Here is a 21,521-nt window from a genome sequence, read left to right on the forward strand (position 1 = left end):
CTGTCTTTGTATAAAGCTTATTCGAAATAAAAATATTATTGCATTCTTTGTTTTTTAATGAAGTCATGCCCCTCAAGTAAAACAAAAGGTCTCCCAAATCATGTTATTTACACATTTATTTTTAATGAAACATTTCTCAACGCTTTACTCATTTCATAATAGCAGACTATACATGGATAAAGTAAAATCTCCTGTAACATGTATAAAATCTATTTGAGCACCATCATCCTTGCCTTGCAAAATACACACCGACAGTCACCATGCTATTTGTCATCCTCCAATGTTGCCTTAGTAATTCCTAATGCTACAATTATAGCTTGTCATCTGGTTTTGTATATTTTGACACTAAATTTTGTACCAATTTATTTTTTTCAAAGAGTTTAAAGATGTTCTCAAAGGGTTTTGAAAGCCTTTTCTCATTTTTACTTATGGAAACGCACTTTTTTCTGATTTTCGGTAATTTTTGCAATTTTAGGTGTCAAAATCTATTTTGATAAAACGCGCATTTAATGGTCAAAATTGTACATAAAAACAACAAATTACCACGTATTCCTACTTAATCCAACCTCTTCCTACTTAGTATAAAACCTACTGTCAAACTACAACAATAACCCTTAGAACTTGAAAACCTTCATACATGCAAGGAGATGAGTGTGCTTGATTTAACAGGGTTAAAATGAGAAAATCTCCTTGGCTAAACTTCCTTGGCACGTTAAGTGTTTTTTTAATGCGTCGTAAATACTTTTAAGTCTTATCTATCGCGCCTTATGTAAGTGAAGCGTATGCGTGGTAGGCCAAGTAGAATCTGCTCAAAAACAGCCGAACTGTTTACAGACCAGCAAAGGTTAAGAATCCTCATCCTTAGGGTAGAACAAAAATCAATCTTATAAACAATATGATGAGTCAATATACTTGTTTTAAAGAACTGGAAACTATGTCTTTATAGGTCTAGCAATTCGCTTTTTATTACCAAAAAAATTGAGATAACGTTGTACTTCTTTTGAATCACCAATCGTTTTTTCAGGATTATCTGAAAGTTTTACAGCTGGTCGACCATTGGCATAGGTCACCTTACAAACAAGGGAAAGAGCATCAAGAGTTTTGATTTCCTGAGGTGCACAGCCTGTAAAATCATTGGTAAGATCCGTGCCCCATCCAAAACTCATGCGCACTCTACCATGGAAATGATGATAGGTTTTTTCAATTGTATTGACATCAAGAGCATCAGAAAAAATTAAAAGTTTTTTGCGTGGATCTTTTCCTTTTTCTTTCCACCATTGAATAATACGTTCGCCACCTTCAATAGGGGGCGCACTATCGGGTCTGAAACCCGTCCAATCAGCAACCCAATCTGGTGCATTGCGTAAAAATTCTTCTGTACCAAAGGTATCAGGTAAAACAATGAGAAGATTTCCACCATAATAACGATTCCAATCTTGCAAGACTTGATACGGAGCTCTGCGTAATTCATCATCGTTGTTGCTGAGAGCCGCAATAACCATAGGCAATTCGTGTGCATTGGTTCCAAGAGCTTCTAAATCCGTATCCATGGCAAGAAGAACATTAGAAGTTCCAGTAAAAGAATGACCAATGCCTTCTTTTAATGCTTCCACACACCAGCGCTGCCATAAAAAAGAATGGCGGCGCCTTGTCCCAAAGTCAGATATTTTAATATCAGGCAATTTTTTGAGACGTTCAACTTTACTCCACATTTTTGCTTTAGCACGCGCATAAAGTACATCAAGAGCAAAACGATCTAGTTTTTTGAGAGCAGCACGTGAACGTAATTCACTAATAATAGCAAGGGCAGGAATTTCCCACATGGAACTATGGGCCCAGGGTCCATGAAAATGAAGGATATATTGGCCATCTTTGCGGGTGAGTTCATATTCTGGGAGTTGAAAATTCTCAAGCCACTGAAGAAAATCCGGTTCAAAAATTTGTTTGCGTCCATAAAATGTATTACCAGCAAGCCAGATCATTTCTTTTTTTGTAAAGCGCAAACTAAGAGCATGATCAAGTTGAGCACGTAATTCACTCTCATCAATATCATCGGCAAGACGTATTGTTTTAGAGCGACTTATGAGGGAAAAAGTAACATTAACATTAGGGTATAACCCCCAAATCATCTGCACCATAAGAAGCTTATAAAAATCCGTATCAAGAAGTGACCGAATAATGGGATCAAGCTTCCAAGTGTGATTGTAAACACGTCTAGCAATATCCGGATGATTCATAACCTTTTTCTTTCATTTTCATAAAATCTAAAATATTATGCACCAACACGGCTAATATAGACGGTGCAATATAACAACTCTACAGTTTTGGGCAAGAATAAAAAGCCTGCTCTCTTTTTTCATCTTTAAGATTTGACAATACGCATAATTTCATGCTGACCTGTTTTTTGTAACTTTATCCCTATATGAACTTCGGTATATTCTTTGCTATTAACATAGAGCATATTTTTAGGTCCCCATTTTACTTTAATGCGATAAACGGCATCATAAAACTTCATTGTTGCTTCATATTTTGGCCAAATAGAGGGTAAATGTGGCTGCAAAAACAATAGGTCTCCCTGACGCTGTATTCCAAGAATAGCTTGTGTTGCGGCGCGATAAAACCAACCGGCTGAACCTGTATACCAAGTCCAACCGCCTTGACCACATCGTGGTTCAACAGCATAAATATCTGCGGCCATCACATAAGGTTCAACACGATAAATTTCAGGATCTTGTCCATGGGTAATTGGGTTTATCATAGAAAATAAAGCATAAGCTTTATCGTTTTGTTCCATTTCAGCCAACGCAAAAATACTCCAAATGGCACCATGCGTGTATTGACCACCATTTTCTCGAATTCCTGGAGGATAACCTTTTATATAACCAGGCTCGAGCGTACTTTTATCAAAAGGCGGCCAAAAAAGGCGAATGAGTCCGCCTTTTTTATCATAGAGCTGTTCCAACATTGATTTCATCGCTTGTTTTTGACGTTCAGGCGATGCCATTTGAGAAATGACAGCCCAAGATTGAGCAATGGTATCAATTTGACATTCATCATTGATTTTAGAGCCAAGAGGTGTTCCATCATCAAAATAACCACGTCGATACCAAGCACCATCCCAACCGTTTTTCTCTAGGTATTTTGTTAAATGTTCAAGGTACGTACTCCATATTTGCATATGGCTATTATCACCACGTTTTTGGGCTAAAGAGATAAATGCTTGTAATGTGTACCCAAGAAACCATCCTAACCAAATGCTTTCGCCTTTTCCTTCCACACCAACCAAATTCATACCATCATTCCAATCCCCACCTAAAATAAGAGGGAGACCATGTGGTCCGCAGCGTTTAATGGCAAGGTCTAAAGCTAAAGCACAATGTTCATAAACTGTTGCAACCTTTGAGGATTGGGTGGGTTGAAAATAAGCATCCTGTTGCCCACTTTTGAGAACATCACCTTCAATAAAAGGAATGAGCGTATCAAGAAAAGCGTCATCACCAGTGGTAGTGACATAAAGAGCTGTTGCATATGCAAGCCAAACGATATCATCAGAAATGTATGTACGAACACCAGCATTTGTGTCAGGCAACCACCAATGTTGCACATCACCTTCAAGAAATTGGTGCGCTGCTGCATTTAACAATTGTTCACGTGCTAATTGTGGTTCCAGCAATAACAAAGACAAGCTATCTTGTAACTGGTCACGAAAACCAAATGCACCACTCGCTTGGTAAAAGCCTGCGCGTGCCATGATGCGGCATGCGTAGATTTGATAAGGAAGCCAATGGTTGACCATAAGATTAAAAGAAGCATCAGGTGTTTTGACTTGGAAAGGAGAAACAAAATCACTCCATTGCTGTTTTTGTTTTGTGAGCTGAATTTCAAAATCACTTGCACGTACTTGATTGAGTAATTTTTCAGCTTCTTGCCTATTTTCAGCACTACCAAGATAGAATATGATTTCTTTTGTTTGCCCTGGTTGAAGATCAATATCATAAGCGAATGCTGAACAAGGATCACATCCTGCTTCAATGGTATTCGAAAGAGCACCGGCTTTACGGATCGCATTTGGACGTGTTACGGTTCCCGTTGCACCAATAAATTCAGCGCGATTGGTCGTAGTGCTGGTTGGCATTTCGGATGCTGATAAAAATGTAACTTGTTGAGATTTCTCGATGTGATAGGGATTTTGAATAAAATGTGCACCCCATCTGTCCTCATAAGAGGAAACAATAAAGGGGGCATATTTTGTACGGACATTTCCCAAAACCCATTCAACATAATTATAAAGGCGTAAACTGCGTGGTTTTTTCCCTTCATTCGTAAGGATAAGACGTGAAAAGCGAATAGGTTTTTCGGGATCAAGTGTATGAGTCAGTTCTAATGCGATTTCTGAATGTGTTGATTTAAAAGTTGAGAATCCAAACCCATGACAAGCCTCATAGACAATATTTTCGTCACATTCAACAGTAGAAACGGGTGAGAAACGTTTTAAAGACTGGCGATCAACCAGATAAAGAGCTTCTCCTGGTCGGTTAGACGTTGGATCATTCGCCCAAGGAGTTAGTTGATAATCGCGGCTATTGTTAGCCCAAGTAAAAATTGCACCTTCAGCAGAGACATGAAAACCAAATCTGTGATTAGCAATGACATTAATCCACGGATGCGGTGTAGTGGTACGTCCATGAAGACGTATTACATAATGATTGTGCTGATTAAAACCACCGTAACCATTCCAATATCTTAGATCTTCTCCATTTGGGAGAAAAGAGGATGGTTTTTGTTGGCTAATAAGACCAATGGAAGAAAAAAGATTTTGTTCAGTTTGTGTTGTAAATTGCTGTCCTTCGTTATATCTTGGCAAGTTTAATTGATCATAAGATTCTTGATAATTTTTACGAACTGTGAGATTAAAATCATTCTCATCAAGTCGTTTAAGTTGTTCAGATAAAGAGCCATTTTGGGCATCAAGAACGATACGCGCTGATGCAAGAAGCGTTTTAAAACTATTTTCACTCATTTGATCGCGTCGAAGCATGAAAATATGTTGGCGTTCATCTGCTTTTTGCGTGTGGTGATAATAAGATTCACAGACCCACTCAAGAGCGCGTTGTGTATTTTGTATGTAGGAAAATGTTTGTTCATTAAGAATGACCAAATCAACAATGAGTCCGCGCATACGCCAATATTCATGTGCTTTAAGGAGCTCGCGCAGTACAGTTATATTTCCCTCGTTATTTAATCTAAGAAGACAGAGTGGATTGTCTCCTGAGATAGACATAGGCCAAAGATTAGACTGTTTTCCTATCGTTTTTGCTAATATTTCAGAAGGAAGACGCCACGTTCTTTCTGGATAAATAAGCGGTGTTGCATATTTTTGATAGATAATAGCTTCTTTAAGCTGGGTTCCGCTCTGATACAGTGCGACTTGTGAGCGCGTCCATGCCATTGAAAGTTCTTTTTGAAACATATCAGGTTGTCGATAATGTTTAATATGATTATTTAGCGCTTCTTTTGTATGAGCAGCAAAAGTCCAAAAAATAAGTTCTGCTTTTTCATGGGCTGAAATTTTTATACGGCATCGCAATGACATAACAGGGTCAAGAACACAACCTTGACTATTACTGAAACGAGCATTTTGGTCAAATGCAGTGGGCCGATGAATGGATCGCCCCCGACCAATAAACAGAGAGCGATCTGTTTCAGCTTCTGTCTCTTGGAGAATATCTGTTGTACTAGAAACAAAATGGGCAACATAGATTTCAGGATCACTAGGCGAGCGTTTGCGCCTTTTGGCAAAAATTGTTTTACCTTCTTCAGTAATTTCTGTCTCTATAAACATACGGGAAAAAACAGGATGAACTTGGTCTGTATCCATCGTTGCAAGCGCTAATTCACCATAAGAAGTCACTTCAATGAGTCGGTCTTTATTTGTCGTATTCATCAATTGAATACGTCTCCCTTCGCCACATCCTTCAGATGTAATAAGACATTCAAGTGTTGATTTAATACCATCAACCATTTTTGTATATTCAGCCTTTTCATCTGTAAAAATGCTGACAGCTTCTTCTTCAATAACACGTGTTGGCTCACCAGTAACAGACCACCACCGTCCACTATGCGTATCACGTAAGAAGAATAAAGTACCTTGTTGATCTTCTGTTGCATCAGGAATAAAGCGCGTAATCGCATAATCGTGCCAACGGCTGTAACCAGAACCATTCGCTGTTAACATGGTAGAATAAAAGCCATTAGACAAAAGTAAAGTTGCTCGTGGTTTGAGTAACGGGTTTGTAATAATGCGCAAAGGGGCTGCGTCAAATGCTTGAGACTTATTGCGCATACGATTAACAGCTTTGGTATGAATAATAGGAATGAGATGAGGCGCTCTTTCCTGTAAGAGCAATTGTGTTGCTTCAATAACGGGATCACGGTGAAAACGATCACGCATTCGCCCTTGAAAAATAACATTGTTAAGAGCAAGAATAGACATACCATGATGGTGCGCATAATAATTGCGTACAATGGCGTATTTTTCCCCTGTTTTCACGCGTGTTGGAGTAAAATCAACAGAGTCATAATAACCATATGTTCCTAAAGCTCCAAGATCACGGAGTCGTTTTAAATTAGCGACAGCGCAAGCAGGAGCATATTGTGCCGCTAGAAGGCTGGCATAGGGAGCAATGACAGCATTGCGTGAAAGACCACGTTGGAGTCCGAGGTTTGGAACACCAAAATGAGCGTATTGGTAATTCATTAAATGATCGCGAGCATTAAATGCGGCTTCTGAAATACCCCATGGCAATTCCCGTTTATGGGCATATTGTATTTGACAACGAATAATCAATCGATTTGTTTGATCTAAGAGAGACCCTAAAGGTTCATGCATTACGAGAGATGGCATAAGATATTCGAACATTGATCCAGACCATGATAGGAGTGCACCTTTCCCACCTATGGGTACGAGAAGTCGACCAAGACGAAACCAATGTTTAAGTTTTATATCTCCTTTTGCGATGGCAAAAAAGCTTGCAAGACGTGCTTCTGAAGCAAGTAGGTCATAACAATTTTCATCGAGTTTGTTTTCTTGAACACGATATCCAATGGATAAGAGATGCCGTTTAGGCTGTTCTAAAAAGTCAAATTTCATATCAAAGGCTATTTGCCGTGCCATTATAGCCAGCCTGTTTAGGTTTTTACGTAATTTTTCAGTATCACAATGAGCAGTCGCATCATGATGATGAGCGTTACAGGTGTCGATAAGGCATTTAGCCCAAGAAAGCGCACGAGCAGATTCTATCGTTTGAATTTTGTGGTCAAGTTCACCGACTAAGTGCACAATATCGTGGGCTGCAAGTGAAAGATCTATGATGTGAGAAGGGACCGTATTTTCTTGTTCTAAAAAAGTGAAGACAGAGTCATGAAAACGAGTGATGTTTTCTTCGATTTTTTGGCGTAAAGAGCGTAAACTGGGTTGATGATCTGGAACTTCTCTGACAGTTTCTTCAAGAATAGCAAGAACATCCGATAAGCCTTCTCGATCACTTTGGAAAAAAAGAGGCGGTTTTTCAGCCCATTCACTTAAAGCAGAAGAGAGTGTTACCAAATGACCGGCAAGATTTCCTGAATCAACGGTTGATACATAAGTAGGCAAAAGAGGCCTGAGTGTCTCCGTTTCATACCAATTATAGAGATGACCACGAAACTTTTCCATTTTTGTAAGAGAGCGTAATGTACATTCAATACGGGTGATGGTCTCTTCAAAACCAATCCAGCCAAAATCACGTGCTGCAATAATAGAAAGGAGATAAACGCCAATATTCGTAGGCGATGTACGTTGAGCAACAAGAGGTTCAGGATCTTCTTGAAAATTATCGGGAGGCAGATGGTTGTTTTGTGCATTGACAAAGGTTGTATAATAAAGCCATGTCCGCCGTGCAATAGAGCGAAGTTTTTTTTCATCTTTTGAAGAAAGATCAAGGCTATCTTGAAAGGTTGAAGGTTGACTCACAATCCAAGCAATAAAGGGTGAAAAAAACCATGCTATCCCAAAAGGCAAAGCAACCAAGCTTGCAAAACTATCAGAAAAAAGAGGGAGTGCTATAGTAAGAATACCAATAAGCGATGCTGGTGCCATTGTAAAAACATAGACACGCAAACTATTGGGCATTGATTTTGTTGCGGCAGAAGTTTTCCATTCAAGAAGATGCTGGTTTGAAATCGTCATACGATAGAGTGTACGAATAATCGCATCGGTCATAAAATACGCCGAATGAGCAAGAAACGTCGTTTTAAGAAATATATCAGCGCTTGTAAGAGCAATTTTGTTCCAAATTAATTGAAAATGTCCACGCAAAGAATGATCTATATTGGATGAGACAAGCGTTTTTAATACACATAGAATGGGTGAAATGAAGGAGCTAAACAACAAGAATAGTTGCCAGACGATTGCACTCTTTAAAGACAAAAAAGCCCATCCTGCAAATGCTGCGATTAACCACATAAGTGGAGTGAGAGAACGACGTAAATTATCCTGCATTTTCCAACGCGTCACGGAACTTATTTGACGGTGGGAAAAAAGATAAGGCAAAAGCTGCCAATCACCGCGGACCCAACGATGATAACGCATAACATCAATATTGTAAGCGGTTGGATAGTCTTCAATGACTTCTATGCTACTTACCAGAGCAGTACGAGCATAACCTCCTTCTAAGAGATCATGACTAAGAGTAGTATTTTCTTTAATTTTGCCATCAAGCGCTTGTTCAAATGCATCAATATTATAAAGACCTTTACCGATAAAGGTGCCTTCTCCTAAAAGATCTTGATAAGTATCAGAAACAGCAAAAACATAAGGATCAATGCCACGGTTTATAGAAAAAACCCGTTGGAGAATTGATGTTTTTTTTCCTGTTGTAAGAGAAGGAATAATGCGTGGTTGTAAAATGCTATAGCCCTTTACAACCTTTCCACTTTGTAGATCAAAAACGGGATGATTGAGTGGATGGTTAAGCTTTCCAACAAGTTTCGCGACGCTCTCTGGAGTAAGACGTGTATCACAATCCAGCGTCATAACAAAACGGCAATCCATAGGAAGACGTGGATTGGGAGGATAAAAGCTTGTATTTTTATCGCCTCTTAAGAGTCGATTAAGTTCATGAAGTTTTCCTCGCTTTCGTTCCCATCCCATCCAACATTTTTCGCTTGTATTATAAAGGCGTCGGCGATGTAAAAGGAAAAAAAGCGGAAGTTCATCACGATGATAACGATTATTGAGTTTATCAATATTCTTTTGCGCATAGTGCAATAAATCAAGATCATCTTGCGTTTCTCTCAATGGAGCATCCACCCAATCTGTAATGAGTGCAAAATGAATGGCACCTTTAGGATTGGAAAGATAGTGCACTTCAAGATTGCGCACTTGTTCATCAATATCATCGCGTGATGTCATCAAAGTAGGTACAACAACCATTATCCGTGCATGTTTTGGAATACCTTCTTTATATTCATAACCAATGAGTTGTCTTGATGGGACAAACCACGAAACAACAGTATTAAATAAAGCAAAAGCAGCATCGATAGCAGGAAAAAGCGCCAATACAGTAAAGCAAAAAGACATCCATTGTGTCATGCCAGATAGCTGTAAAAGGGCGTAAATTACAAGCAAAAGAGCAAGCGTCAGAAAAGAGACAGGAATGGCGATGACTCTCAATTTTGAGCAACAGGAAGCGCGTGTCCATTTTATGAGAAAGGGCGGAATATATCCACAAGCCTTTTCAAATATACCACAACCATCATCAACAAGGTACCACCCCACACAAGAATGATGAGGCATATCTTTAGAAGTGGAATTTGCCATTTCTACAACTTTATGTGCAACTTCCAGTTCACTAAGAGGCGAAAAGCGAGAAACTTTTTCAATGACTTGTCGATAAATATTGCGTGAGTGAGCATCAATTTCAGAAAAATCACTATTTTTACGCAAAATAGAATCGACACAACTCACTGTTTCAAACCATGCTGTCCAATCAACATCATCTATAGCTTTAAGAGCACGGATAATATTACCCATGGTCACACCATCTGCTGCTTGTCGGGTATGTTCATCGGCTGTTGCAATCTCTAAGCTACTGCCTTGGCTTTTCAATTGCTTTTCAAGCCAAGTTAATGCTACGGTTGAATCGACAGATGCACTGCGCAGGCGATAGAATAAATGTGCTGAAAAAGTTGGATCAACAATAAATGATTTATACTGCGTAAAAAGAGAGTGTAGATTTGTTTTATTTTTTACAAGAGAAATTTTATCTGCAACTTGACTAGCAAGATGGCGCATATGTCGTGCTTTTTCGATACGTACTGAAAGACGACGGACATTTTCAATGAGCAGCATTTGCATAACTGAAGGAAGAGCCCACAATTCACCAATTGTGAGCGCACAAACTTCTTGAAATCCGTTGGTCATAGCAGTGAGTGTTTCTTGTGAAAAGCTGCTATCGGTATGCGCAATATAAAGCCAAGTTAAAGCAAAAATTCGTGGTATTCCGGCTTTGTGTGTAGAAAGAGGAAGTTGCTTTATGAAGGACTTGGGTAGATTACAACGTAGCTTTTGTATGGTTTTATCAATGGTGTAATGATTATCAATGAGCCATTGAGCAGATGGTGCGATGGTTTCATCATTTCGAGCAGCAAAATCACTGGTATGAAAGGCATGAAGAATAAGTTTAACATTTTCATTCAATCTCTTGCGAAAATCTCCTACTCCTTCATATTCAGGGAGTAAAATTTCTTTACCAGAAGCTATATCATGCCCTAAGTTATAAAGATCTTCCTGTACCTTATAAATTGCACGAAGAGGAAAATCCGTATTAATAAAATGATCTTTTTTCTCTTTTTGAGAAAAAAAGCACTTTATGAAAGGTATTATGCACGTCATAGTGTCCCATTGTTATTCAATTACATCGTTTTTTATTTAAATTTTAAGCATTTTATCTGAATAGTGAACCGTTGTTAGATAAAAAACAAACTTTTTGTTTTTATTTGCAAGCATTTATAATTTTTGTTTCAATAATTTAAAAATAAGCAGACAATTTTTTTAGAAAATAAAAAGGTCACTCCTAATGAGTGACCTTAATAATAAAACCAACTTTAATGATTGATGATTAATCTTGTTCTTGTTTTTTCAAAGCTGCACCCAAAATATCACCAAGAGAAGCACCTGAATCTGTAGAACCATATTGTGCAACAGCTTCTTTTTCTTCTGCAATTTCTAAAGCTTTAATCGATACTGAAATTTTACGTGTTTTTTTATCAAATGCTGTGATGCGAGCATCAACCTTTTGCCCAATTGCGAAACGCTCAGGACGTTGCTCATCACGATCACGCGCAAGATCAGCACGCCGAATGGTTGTCTCAAGGTTGTGGTCAATCAATTTCACACCAATGTCATTGTCGTTAACAGCAATCACTTCGCATGTTACAACTGCACCTTTTCGCAATTCGCCAGAAGCAGCTGCTTCTCCAACTTTATCACTGGAAAGCTGCTTAATTCCAAGAGAAATGCGCTCTTTTTCAATATCAACATCAAGGACCACAGCTTTAACGATATCGCCTTTATTGTAAGTATCAATAACTTGTTCACCAGGACGATTCCAATCAAGATCAGACAAATGAACCATACCGTCAACATCGCCTTCAAGCCCAATAAACAGACCAAATTCTGTTTTATTTTTGACCTCTCCTTCAATTTGCGAATTGACAGGAAATTTATTGGCAAAAGCTTCCCATGGATTTTCAAATGTTTGCTTTAAGCCAAGAGAAATACGCCGTTTAGAAGGATCAATCTCAAGAACAACCACTTCTACTTCTTGTGATGTAGACAGAATTTTTCCAGGATGAACATTTTTCTTTGTCCAGCTCATTTCAGAAACATGGATCAGCCCTTCAATTCCTGGTTCAATTTCAACAAAACCACCGTAATCAGTAATGTTGGTAACAGCACCCGTAATTTTTTTACCAATCGGATACCGGACACTGATGCTTTCCCAAGGATCACTTTCAAGCTGTTTCATTCCAAGAGAAATACGGTGCGTATCTTGATTAATGCGAATAATCTGCACTTTAATCGTTTGGCCAATTGTGAGCACTTCAGATGGGTGATTAACACGCCGCCATGCCATATCTGTAACGTGCAAGAGACCATCAATCCCACCAAGATCAACAAAGGCACCATAATCTGTAATATTTTTCACCACACCTTCAACGATTTGGTTTTCTTCAAGATTTTGTACGATTTCTGAACGTTGCTCAGCGCGACTTTCTTCTAAAACAGTGCGGCGTGAGACCACAATATTGCCACGACGACGATCCATCTTCAAAATTTCAAAGGACTGTGAATTATGCATGAGAGGTGAAACATCACGAATGGGACGAATATCAACTTGGCTGCGAGGCAAGAAAGCAACGGCACCATCAAGATCGACTGTAAAACCACCTTTTACTTGGCTAAAGATCACTCCATCAACGCGTGCACCAGCATTGAATTTTTCCTCCAAACGGACCCAACTTTCTTCGCGCCGTGCTTTTTCACGCGATAAAACAGCTTCACCCATCGCATTTTCAATGCGTTCAATGTAAACCTCAACTTCATCGCCAACTTGCAAAGAACCATCTTTTGCTTTAGCTCCAAATTCTTTGAGAGGAATACGTCCTTCGACTTTAAGACCAGCATCAATAATGGCCATGTCTTTTTCGATTGCAATAACACGACCTTTAACAACAGATCCTTCATTAAGATCATTAGTTTGAAAAGATTCTGTTAAAAGGGCTTCAAAATCCGCTGTTGTGGGATTGTATTGTGACATAGGAACTCCTAATATATACCTTGTATTATAAGGTATGAGCGCTAGGTTAGTGTTAACATAAATAACTCCCTAGCCTTTTTCCTTGAATAAAGGAAAAAAAGTTAGCGCTAGGCTGGAAGTTACCTTAACGAATTTATCCAATTATATGCATTTTTATGATTGGATCAATAAAGCTGCATGCAATTTCAAATGTTGCTTCTATACTCAATTCTGACGTATCAAGCAAGTGGGCGTTTTTTGCTGGTTTTAGTGGACTTTGTTTGCGCGTTATATCGCGACTGTCGCGCTGTTCAAGTTGAGCTAGGATTTCATGATAATTTGCTTGAACACCTTTTTTTAAAATCTCTTGGTAGCGGCGTTTGGCGCGTGTTTGAACATTGGCTAGAATATAAAACTTGATATCGGCATCAGGACAAACAATCGTTCCGATATCACGCCCATCAAGCACACAGCCGGGCAAAACTTTAGCAAAGTTGCGTTGTTTTTCGACAAGAATTTTGCGTACAGCAGGGTTAATTGCTATTTTTGAAGCCGCTTCACCAAGTTCATGAGAAGAAAGAAGAGCAGGATTTAAGGTGTTAAAATCAAGTCCTTTAGCATAAATAATAGCATTTTTTTCATCATTAAGAGCTAAATTTTGCTGTAAAAGCGTATGAGCAACACTACGATAAGTAAGACCAGTATCGAGATGACGAAGGCGATAATGTGCAGCAATTTTGCATGCTAAGGTTCCTTTGCCTGAGGCAGCAGGTCCATCAATGGCGATAACAAAAGGCTTCACGCGATTTTTCCCCCAAGTTGTTTTATAAAAGGAATAAATTCTGGAAAGCTCGTAGCAATCATTCGTTTATCATCAATGGTAACAGGTTTTTCTGATACAAGCCCAAAAATGAGAAAACACATAGCAATTCGATGATCAAGATGTGTGGCAACATACCCACCCCCCAAACCTTTGGCAGAACCTTTTCCATAAACAATAAGAAAATCTTGACCTTCTTCACAGTCTACGCAATTAATTTTTAATCCTTGAGCAACAGCAGACAATCGATCTGATTCTTTTACACGCAATTCTTCAATTCCTAGCATAACTGTTTTGCCTTCTGCAAAGGCTGCTGCTACTGCCAAAGCAGGATATTCATCTATCATCGATGAAGCACGTTCTTTGGGCACCGTAACGCCTCTAAGGACCGATGATTTTATCCGTAGATCAGCAACATCCTCTCCACCTGTTTGACGTCGGTTCAAAAATTCAATTTGAGCACCCATTTCCCACAATGTTTCGATAAGTCCTATTCGAGAGTTATTTATCAAAACATTTTCAATGGTGATATCAGAGTCTTCTATAAGAAGGGCTGCGATAATTGGAAAAGCAGCAGAAGAAGGATCACCCGGAATATGAATCGTTTGTCCAGTAAGATGGGGTTGACCATTAAGATAAATCAAACGCGCACCTTCGTTATCTTTTTCTATTTCAAGTTGCGCACCGAATGCTTTTAACATTTTTTCCGTATGATCTCGTGTCAGAACTGGTTCAATAACAGTTGTAGTGCCGGCGGTATTGAGTCCAGCAAGCAGGATTGCTGATTTAATTTGGGAGGAAGCTATTGGAACACGATAACGAATCGGATTAGCCATTTTCGGACCATAAAGCGTTAAAGGAAGGTGATCGTCGCGCGTTGCCTCAATTTCAACCCCCATGAGACGCAGTGGATCAAGGATACGTCCCATTGGACGTTTAGAGAGAGAAGCATCACCAATAAAGGTTGTTTTCATATGATACGGACCAACCATTCCCATAACCAAACGAGCACCTGTTCCAGCGTTTCCAAAGTCTAAAGGTTTTTGTGCAGCTAAAAGGCAACCATTCCCTGTTCCTCGTATGATCCAGAAGTCTTCTTTTTTAATAATACAGGCACCCATAGCTTGCATAGCAGCAGCTGTATTGAGTACATCAGCGCTTTCAAGTAATCCATGAATATATGTCTCACCACTTGCTAATCCTCCCAATATAAGAGAGCGATGAGAGATTGATTTATCTCCTGGTATTTGAATTTTTCCAGAGAGACTACTCGATTTATAGGTGGTTATAGGGATTGCTTTTTGCATGGAAATTCTATTTAATTCTATCTAACTTTTATCAAATTGTGCATCCTTTAGCACATGCTTTAAAAGACGTCATGAAAAAATCACTGTGGAACAGTGTATTTATCTTTGACAAAGGTATTATTTTTCGATTAAGCACCATAAAATTTATCTTTTAATGGAATAATAGTTAATCAAAGAGGCACGGTTTATGGCAAAACAAGAACTTGGAACTAAACGTGTTGATCCAGAAACAGGAAAAAAATTTTACGATCTAAATCGCGATCCTATTGTGTCGCCCTATACAGGAATTTCTTATCCGCGTTCTTACTTTGAAGTTGCAGCAGCTGAAGCAAATAATGAAGAAGAAGTTGATACTGAAGAGCTTGATACAGCACTTGAAAAATCTGCTTTTATGCTTCTTGAAGATGATGATGTGGATTCTAAAGATGACGATCTTCCTGATTTAGAAGATAGTGATGTAGATCTTGGTGATGATGATGATACATTTTTGTCTCATGATGGTGACGATGAAGATGATGACGTTACTGATATTCTCGGAGGCGGTGTTTCTAATGATGACGATGCTTAAAAGAAGTAAAAGAGGACATCTTTTCCATTGAATGTAAATTCTTCTTGATCTTCAATTTTGATCGTTCTAGAAAAGCTGGAATTGTATACTGTCTTTTTGGGACAATTTGTTTTTATAGGGGCTATAGCTCAGCTGGGAGAGCGCTTGCATGGCATGCAAGAGGTCAGCGGTTCGATCCCGCTTAGCTCCACCAAAAAGACCAACTGTTCTATCAAGGGAATCAATTATAATAAAAGATGTGTGCATCAATTTAAAAGGTTTATGTGCTATTTAATTATCATTCCAATAGCGCCTGTTCCTTGCATTTTAATGATATTATAATACATTTTTAATCATTTGTTGGATTATAAAATTTACTGTCGCAACCGTGAAAGTAGATAATTTTTTTATGCTTTGCACAGAAATAGAAAATGAGCTGTTTAACCTGCGCCTTGTCTTAAAGGACAAAATTTGAATTTCCTTTACCACAATATTTCCACAAATATCATAATATGTTGGTTACCGGTATCTTTTTAAAAGATATGAAGTACTTAAACAAAGAGTAGAGAATAAAATATTAAAATATACTTCTCAATTATTGCGAATCAGAACTTTTTTCGAGTATTTTTAGCCTGATCAGATGTTCTGCCAATTAAAAATTATCCACCTTGAGTAGCGTATACCTGCTCAATACTAAGGTATATTAACACTTAAATAATATATTGAATCAATTAATTTTTTCCTTGCACGTCACAAACAAGGTCGAGGTGTAAGAGCAAAGTGGTGCCATCATTATATGTGCTAATTCCCAATGTTACGGATAATTCTTACATTTGAGAATGTATGTTCATAAAAAAACATTTTTAGTCTTTTCTTTCACAGTTTTTATCCACATACCCATTGTGCTTGTTATGTGCAAGCCAATGGTTTTATTGATTCAGCCTCAAGAAATCTGAAACGATAAAACCCTACGCCATTCGAGATTCTTACTTTAATATGAATAACGATATATTATCTTTATAAATCAACATATTAAACCATTTAAGAAAAAGAATAAAAATGCTTCTCATAAATATTCTCAAATGCAAAAGCTATCACAACATTGGAGACTGACTTGTTACTTCATAGGCGTTACAAATCTTTCTCTGAATACTCCCTACCCTGAGTATTCATTGTGTGTAAAGTTGCATATACCTTATCATCCTATAAACGGGAGTGTTTTTACAATACAATAAGATAACTTCTTTCAATTAAGATGAACTGGATGGACGAGTATGTTTTATTTCATACAATACTAAATACACTTAGTTTTTTTGAAGACTGTAGCGCCCTCTTTATACAAAACAACGTTTTTTCGTTTAATGCATTTCTCGTTTTTTTATATTGAATATTTTACCCTTTTTATGATGCCCGAATTGCATTTGTTTTAATTGCTATTTTATACGCTTAACAAAGAAAATATTCATATAATAATCAGCCAGTAATACGCATAATGAAAATAAAAAATGATATTATATTTTAAAATTTTTCTTCAATAACCTCTAGTACTTAGCCCAATGCGAAATGCCAACACTAAATAGAAGATGGTTTCTATTATAAATTTTTTTAACAAAGGAGGTAAAAATGTCGAGAGTATCTTCAAATATATTGTGTATTGCAAAAGCTTTCTGTCGCTTGAGTTTATTCTAAAAAATAACAATTTATTTCATTGAACGATCGGAAAAACGACACTATTTTATCATATTATGCGGAATTTTGCTTTTGAATAATTTTATCCCATCAATTCCCTGATTGAGATTTTCAAAAATCTTCCCTAATGCCATCCACATCTTTTTAATTGCTGTTCATAGAGCCTCGATATCCTTGCCATGCGCTGTGCTGTCTGTGAAAGCGCAGCACTGACATGCCCACCACTACGTGCATAAGCACCATGCCCCATATGATAATTTAAATAAAGGCTATATGCATCATCAAACCTCACCCCATTGCGTTGAACACTTTGGCTATGATACCAAGCAACAAAATCAGCAGCATCTGCGAAATTCGTACGCCATGCAAAAGACTTTCCTGTAGAGCGAAGATACATTGCCCATGTACTATCAAGCGCTTGAGCATAACCATAAGCTGTCGACCGACGCTTCCATGGAATAAAACCAAGTAGTTTTTTGCGTGGAGGACGTGCATTGTGACGAAAGCTCGATTCCATCTTAATGGTTGCAAGAATAATAGGCATAGGAATTCCATAGCGCATTTCCGCTCTTTGAGACACCTTACCCCAATTGTCAAAAAAACCATTTTTTTGTGCTAAAATAGCACAAGCATTATTTGTGTGGATGGGAGTGGTTGTTGCACATCCCTCTAGCAAAAACACCAGTGCCCCTAAAAACAAAAGGTGTCGCATATTCCTATTCCTCTCGTTTAAGAAATAAAACAAGATAGAGATACTAAAAAATGATTACCAATCAATAAAGAACATGATCTAACTTGTAATATTTAAGAAGCTTGCTTTGCTTTATTCCTCATCAGCAAAACGCAATGTTTGCGACTGAGCCAATGTTGTCATTTTTGTTGGTTCAGAGTAATTTTCTTTTAATTCGACAGTTTCAATGCGATTTGCCCGTTTCATGATTTTGGAGGACGATATCAAAATTCCCTCTATATCTTCACCTGCTTTATGAAAGTGCTTCTGTAGTGCGCGAACACGCGTATCCATTCGTCCAAAATCTTCCATCAATTTTGCTACTTCTGATTGAATTAAATGCGCTTGTTCACGCATCCGCGCATCTTTCATAATGGTTTGTACCACTTGGACAGAGAGCATCAACAAAGATGGTGAAACAATAATCACATGGGCTCTATTGGATTTTTGTACCAATGCCTCAAAGTCCTCATAAATTGTTGCGAAAATCGATTCAGATGGCACAAAAAGGAAAGCAGTGTCATGGGTTTCTCCAGGAATCAAATATTTTTGTGCAATATCACGAATATGAACTTCCATATCGGTACGAAATTGGCGTTCTGCCTCTTGACGCTCTTGCGCTGATTCTGCCTTACGCATAGCATTCCAAGCTTCCAGAGGAAATTTAGCATCAACAACAAGAGAAGGAGCTTTATTTGGCATATGAATGAGACAATCTGGGCGCTTTCCATTGGAAAGAACAGCCTGAAAAGCATAAGCGTTTGTTGGTAAGGCATCGGCAATAATTGCTTCCATCCGCCCTTGACCGAAAGTACCACGCGTCTGCTTATTGCTTAAAATGGACTGCAACTGAACAACTTGTCCCGTAAGCGATTGAATATTATTTTGTGCTGCATCAATCACTGCTAAACGTTCTTGCAAACGATTCAAATTTTCATAAGTGGATTTGGTCTGTACCTGAAGTGTTTGGCCTAAGCTTGTTGTCATCCCATTGAGTTGCTCACTGAGTGATTTATTCAATTCAGCTTGCCGTTGACCAAAAATTTCCGCCATCGTTTGCATTCGTCCTTGCATTTCAGCTTGTGTTTTCAGCAAAGTAGCCATCTGCATTTGTGCCTCACGTGCGCGTTCAGCAATTTCATTTTCCAAAAATGCTTTTTTTCGATGAGAATGTATCAACATAAAAAATGCCAAACAGACAAGTATAAATAAAAGCAAAAGCATTAGTTTAGAAAAAAAATCACCAGCGAGTATGGAAAAAAACGAATCAAACATAAATTGTAATATAACGCTCTTATTGTAAAAAAACGCAAGAATCCGTTATTCAATATTGACCAATAACAAACCATTGATTAATCTCTACTTATGCCAATGAGATCTTTAGTTACTTTACCTGATCCGATTTTACGGGAAGTGTCCAAACCTGTTGAGCAGGTCGATTCAGCTCTCCAAAAACTTGCGGATGACATGTTGGAAACCATGTATAATGCTAAGGGCGTTGGTCTTGCTGCTATTCAAATTGGTATACCGCTACGTATGTTGGTTATAGATGTCTCTGGAAATTCTGAAGATGAGCAGAAAAAACCACTTGTTATTATCAACCCTGAAATTTTATGGCTTTCAGATGAGCGTAATATTTACAAAGAAGGTTGTCTTTCTATTCCTGATTATTTTGCAGAGGTTGAACGTCCTAAACGCCTTCGTGTTCGCTATCAGAACCGTGAAGGAAAACAAACAGAAATTGAAGCAGACGATCTCTTAGCAACTTGCTTGCAGCATGAAATTGATCATTTAGATGGGCGCCTTTTTATTGATTACATTTCAAAGATCAAACGCGATATGGTGATACGAAAATTTAAAAAACGCGCAAAAGAAAAAAACATGCAGGAAGCAGTTTTGTAATGGCTTTACGATTAAGTTTTATGGGAACACCAGATTTTTCTGTTCCTATTTTACATGCTTTACTGGATGCAGGTCATGATGTTGTTGCTGTTTATAGTCAACCCCCTCGCCCAGCAGGACGTCGAGGGCTTAAATTAATCCCCTCACCTGTTCACAATGTAGCAAAAAAGAAATCCATTCCTGTCTTCACGCCTCAAACACTTAAAACAGCCGAACAACAGGAGCAATTTGCAGCACTTTCTGTTGATGCTGCTATTGTCGTGGCTTATGGACTCCTTTTACCTAAAGCTATTCTCGAAACGCCGCGTTTTGGTTGTTTTAATGCCCACGCTTCACTCTTACCACGTTGGCGTGGTGCTGCGCCTATTCAACGAGCAATTATGGCTGGTGATAAAGAAACAGGTATCATGATCATGAAAATGGATGAAGGACTTGATACGGGGCCTATCGCTCTTTCTCGCTCCATCCCCATTACTGATAACACCACCACTGCTGAGCTTTCAAACAGACTTTCACATATTGGCGCAGAACTTATGGTAGAGACTTTATCAACTCTTGAAAAAGGACAACTTAAACTGACCCCACAATCAGAGGAAGGCATTACCTATGCGGCCAAAATTAGAAAAGAAGAGACCCGCATTGATTGGACAAAACCTGCAGAGTTTATTCATAGGCATATTCGCGCGCTCTCTCCCTCTCCTAGTTGCTGGTGCAACATGAATATCGGTGGACGAGAAGAACGTGTAAAAATTCTTGATAGTCGCTTAACAACAGGTCCTTCTCTTGAAATTGGACGGATAGAACCAGATTCTTTGATTATCCATTGTGGGCAAGGACGGATAGAAATAACCTCTCTCCAAAGATCTGGCGGTAAAATTCTTGAGTGCGCAACATTTTTGCGAGGTGCTCATATTTCTGCTGTTTTTTAAGATGCCACGTTTTAAACTCACTCTTGAATATGATGGTTCAAATTATGCTGGTTGGCAGCGTCAAGCAAAACTTCACACTATACAAGGAGCTCTTGAACAAGCACTCTTTTCCTTTAGTGGACAACAATTGACCATAACAACAGCAGGACGAACGGATGCAGGAGTACATGCTACGGGACAAGTTGCGCATGTTGATTTTGAAAAAAACTGGCATCCCCATACTGTACGTGATGCGCTCAATGCTCTTTTACGAAAACAGGGAGAAGCAATTTCAATCCTAAACGTAGAAAATGTCCCTGATGACTTTGATGCACGATTTTCCGCTATAAAACGCCATTATCTTTTTAAAATACTTAATCGTCGCTCTCCACCAGCCTTAAATGCCAAACGCGTGTGGTGGTTGCCAAAGCCTCTTAATGCTGACGCCATGCATGAAGCAGCGCAAAAGCTTGTAGGACAACATGATTTTACAACTTTCCGTTCAGCACACTGCCAAGCCAAAAGCCCTATTCGCACCCTTGAACGCCTCGATATTCAAAGAGAAGGTGAAGAAATTTTCCTTTATGCACAAGCTCGTTCTTTTCTTCATCATCAAATCCGTTCATTCGCAGGAAGCCTCATGGAAGTGGGTATTGGACGTTGGACAGCTCAAGATCTCGAAACAGCTCTTCATGCTAAAGATCGTAAACGTTGTGGTGTTGTTGCCCCCCCCGCAGGACTTTATTTAACCAAAGTAGAGTATTAATGATCCTTCAAGA

Annotated in this window: 11 protein-coding genes and 1 tRNA gene; 5 read left to right on the plus strand and 7 right to left on the minus strand. The window is 38.5% G+C overall.

The window, feature by feature from the left end; translation table 11 throughout:
• Positions 1–932: 932 nt before the first annotated feature.
• The 5 genes from pncB to aroA form a co-directional block, all read right to left on the minus strand.
• Positions 933–2,237: a nicotinate phosphoribosyltransferase gene (pncB, locus tag ACFIK2_RS04620; protein ID WP_375633685.1), complete on the minus strand. Its 1,305-nt coding sequence runs from the start codon at positions 2,235–2,237 to the stop codon at positions 933–935.
• Positions 2,238–2,362: 125 nt separating this feature from the next.
• Complete coding sequence (locus ACFIK2_RS04625; protein WP_375676933.1) at positions 2,363–10,933, minus strand: GH36-type glycosyl hydrolase domain-containing protein; 8,571 nt, start codon at positions 10,931–10,933, stop codon at positions 2,363–2,365.
• Between the two features lie 226 nt (positions 10,934–11,159).
• Entirely contained in the window at positions 11,160–12,860 is a 1,701-nt protein-coding gene (gene rpsA / locus ACFIK2_RS04630; protein WP_026500132.1) for a 30S ribosomal protein S1, read from the minus strand.
• A 133-nt stretch (positions 12,861–12,993) separates the two neighbouring features.
• Complete coding sequence (cmk, locus tag ACFIK2_RS04635) at positions 12,994–13,641, minus strand: (d)CMP kinase (RefSeq protein WP_375633683.1); 648 nt, start codon at positions 13,639–13,641, stop codon at positions 12,994–12,996.
• Positions 13,638–14,966 (minus strand): 3-phosphoshikimate 1-carboxyvinyltransferase, encoded by a 1,329-nt coding sequence (aroA, locus tag ACFIK2_RS04640; protein WP_375676934.1) that lies wholly within the window; start codon positions 14,964–14,966, stop codon positions 13,638–13,640. Before aroA ends, cmk begins: the two co-directional genes overlap by 4 nt.
• 187 nt (positions 14,967–15,153) lie before the next feature.
• On the opposite strand from aroA, the gene ACFIK2_RS04645 reads away from it, so the two are divergent.
• Together ACFIK2_RS04645 and ACFIK2_RS04650 are read left to right on the plus strand one after the other, a co-directional pair.
• A complete protein-coding gene (locus tag ACFIK2_RS04645; RefSeq protein WP_375611400.1) occupies positions 15,154–15,534 on the plus strand; it encodes a TIGR02300 family protein in 381 nt (126 codons plus the stop codon).
• 117 nt (positions 15,535–15,651) lie between these two features.
• Positions 15,652–15,727: transfer RNA gene (locus tag ACFIK2_RS04650), tRNA-Ala, on the plus strand.
• A 1,599-nt stretch (positions 15,728–17,326) separates the two neighbouring features.
• Here the strand turns inward: ACFIK2_RS04650 and ACFIK2_RS04655 are convergent.
• Positions 17,327–17,914 (minus strand): hypothetical protein, encoded by a 588-nt coding sequence (locus ACFIK2_RS04655; RefSeq protein WP_375612813.1) that lies wholly within the window; start codon positions 17,912–17,914, stop codon positions 17,327–17,329.
• Positions 17,915–18,025: 111 nt separating this feature from the next.
• Entirely contained in the window at positions 18,026–19,207 is a 1,182-nt protein-coding gene (locus ACFIK2_RS04660) for a DNA recombination protein RmuC (RefSeq protein ID WP_375612812.1), read from the minus strand.
• 90 nt (positions 19,208–19,297) lie between these two features.
• Here ACFIK2_RS04660 and def point away from each other — a divergent pair, with 90 nt between their 5' ends.
• The 3 genes from def to truA are packed head-to-tail and all read left to right on the plus strand — an operon-like array spanning position 19,298 to position 21,508.
• Positions 19,298–19,834, plus strand: coding sequence for a peptide deformylase (gene def / locus ACFIK2_RS04665; protein WP_375620854.1), 537 nt, complete (start codon positions 19,298–19,300; stop codon positions 19,832–19,834).
• Complete coding sequence (fmt, locus tag ACFIK2_RS04670) at positions 19,834–20,763, plus strand: methionyl-tRNA formyltransferase (RefSeq protein ID WP_375633681.1); 930 nt, start codon at positions 19,834–19,836, stop codon at positions 20,761–20,763. The genes def and fmt overlap by 1 nt, the downstream gene beginning before the upstream one ends.
• Position 20,764: 1 nt before the next feature.
• A complete protein-coding gene (gene truA, locus ACFIK2_RS04675) occupies positions 20,765–21,508 on the plus strand; it encodes a tRNA pseudouridine(38-40) synthase TruA (protein WP_375633680.1) in 744 nt (247 codons plus the stop codon).
• Positions 21,509–21,521 lie beyond the last annotated feature (13 nt).

This window comes from Bartonella sp. AP88XZML (genome assembly GCF_042195565.1).
Taxonomy (GTDB): domain Bacteria; phylum Pseudomonadota; class Alphaproteobacteria; order Rhizobiales; family Rhizobiaceae; genus Bartonella.

Bases quoted from the DNA above. Each gene is read 5' to 3' on its own strand.
- def (WP_375620854.1), top strand. From the start codon at position 19,298: ATGCCAATGAGATCTTTAGTTACTTTACCTGATCCGATTTTACGGGAA.
- ACFIK2_RS04660 (WP_375612812.1), bottom strand. From the start codon at position 19,207: ATGTTTGATTCGTTTTTTTCCATACTCGCTGGTGATTTTTTTTCTAAA.
- rpsA (WP_026500132.1), bottom strand. From the start codon at position 12,860: ATGTCACAATACAATCCCACAACAGCGGATTTTGAAGCCCTTTTAACA.
- truA (WP_375633680.1), top strand. From the start codon at position 20,765: ATGCCACGTTTTAAACTCACTCTTGAATATGATGGTTCAAATTATGCT.
- ACFIK2_RS04645 (WP_375611400.1), top strand. From the start codon at position 15,154: ATGGCAAAACAAGAACTTGGAACTAAACGTGTTGATCCAGAAACAGGA.
- fmt (WP_375633681.1), top strand. From the start codon at position 19,834: ATGGCTTTACGATTAAGTTTTATGGGAACACCAGATTTTTCTGTTCCT.
- ACFIK2_RS04625 (WP_375676933.1), bottom strand. From the start codon at position 10,933: ATGACGTGCATAATACCTTTCATAAAGTGCTTTTTTTCTCAAAAAGAG.
- aroA (WP_375676934.1), bottom strand. From the start codon at position 14,966: ATGCAAAAAGCAATCCCTATAACCACCTATAAATCGAGTAGTCTCTCT.
- ACFIK2_RS04655 (WP_375612813.1), bottom strand. From the start codon at position 17,914: ATGCGACACCTTTTGTTTTTAGGGGCACTGGTGTTTTTGCTAGAGGGA.
- pncB (WP_375633685.1), bottom strand. From the start codon at position 2,237: ATGAATCATCCGGATATTGCTAGACGTGTTTACAATCACACTTGGAAG.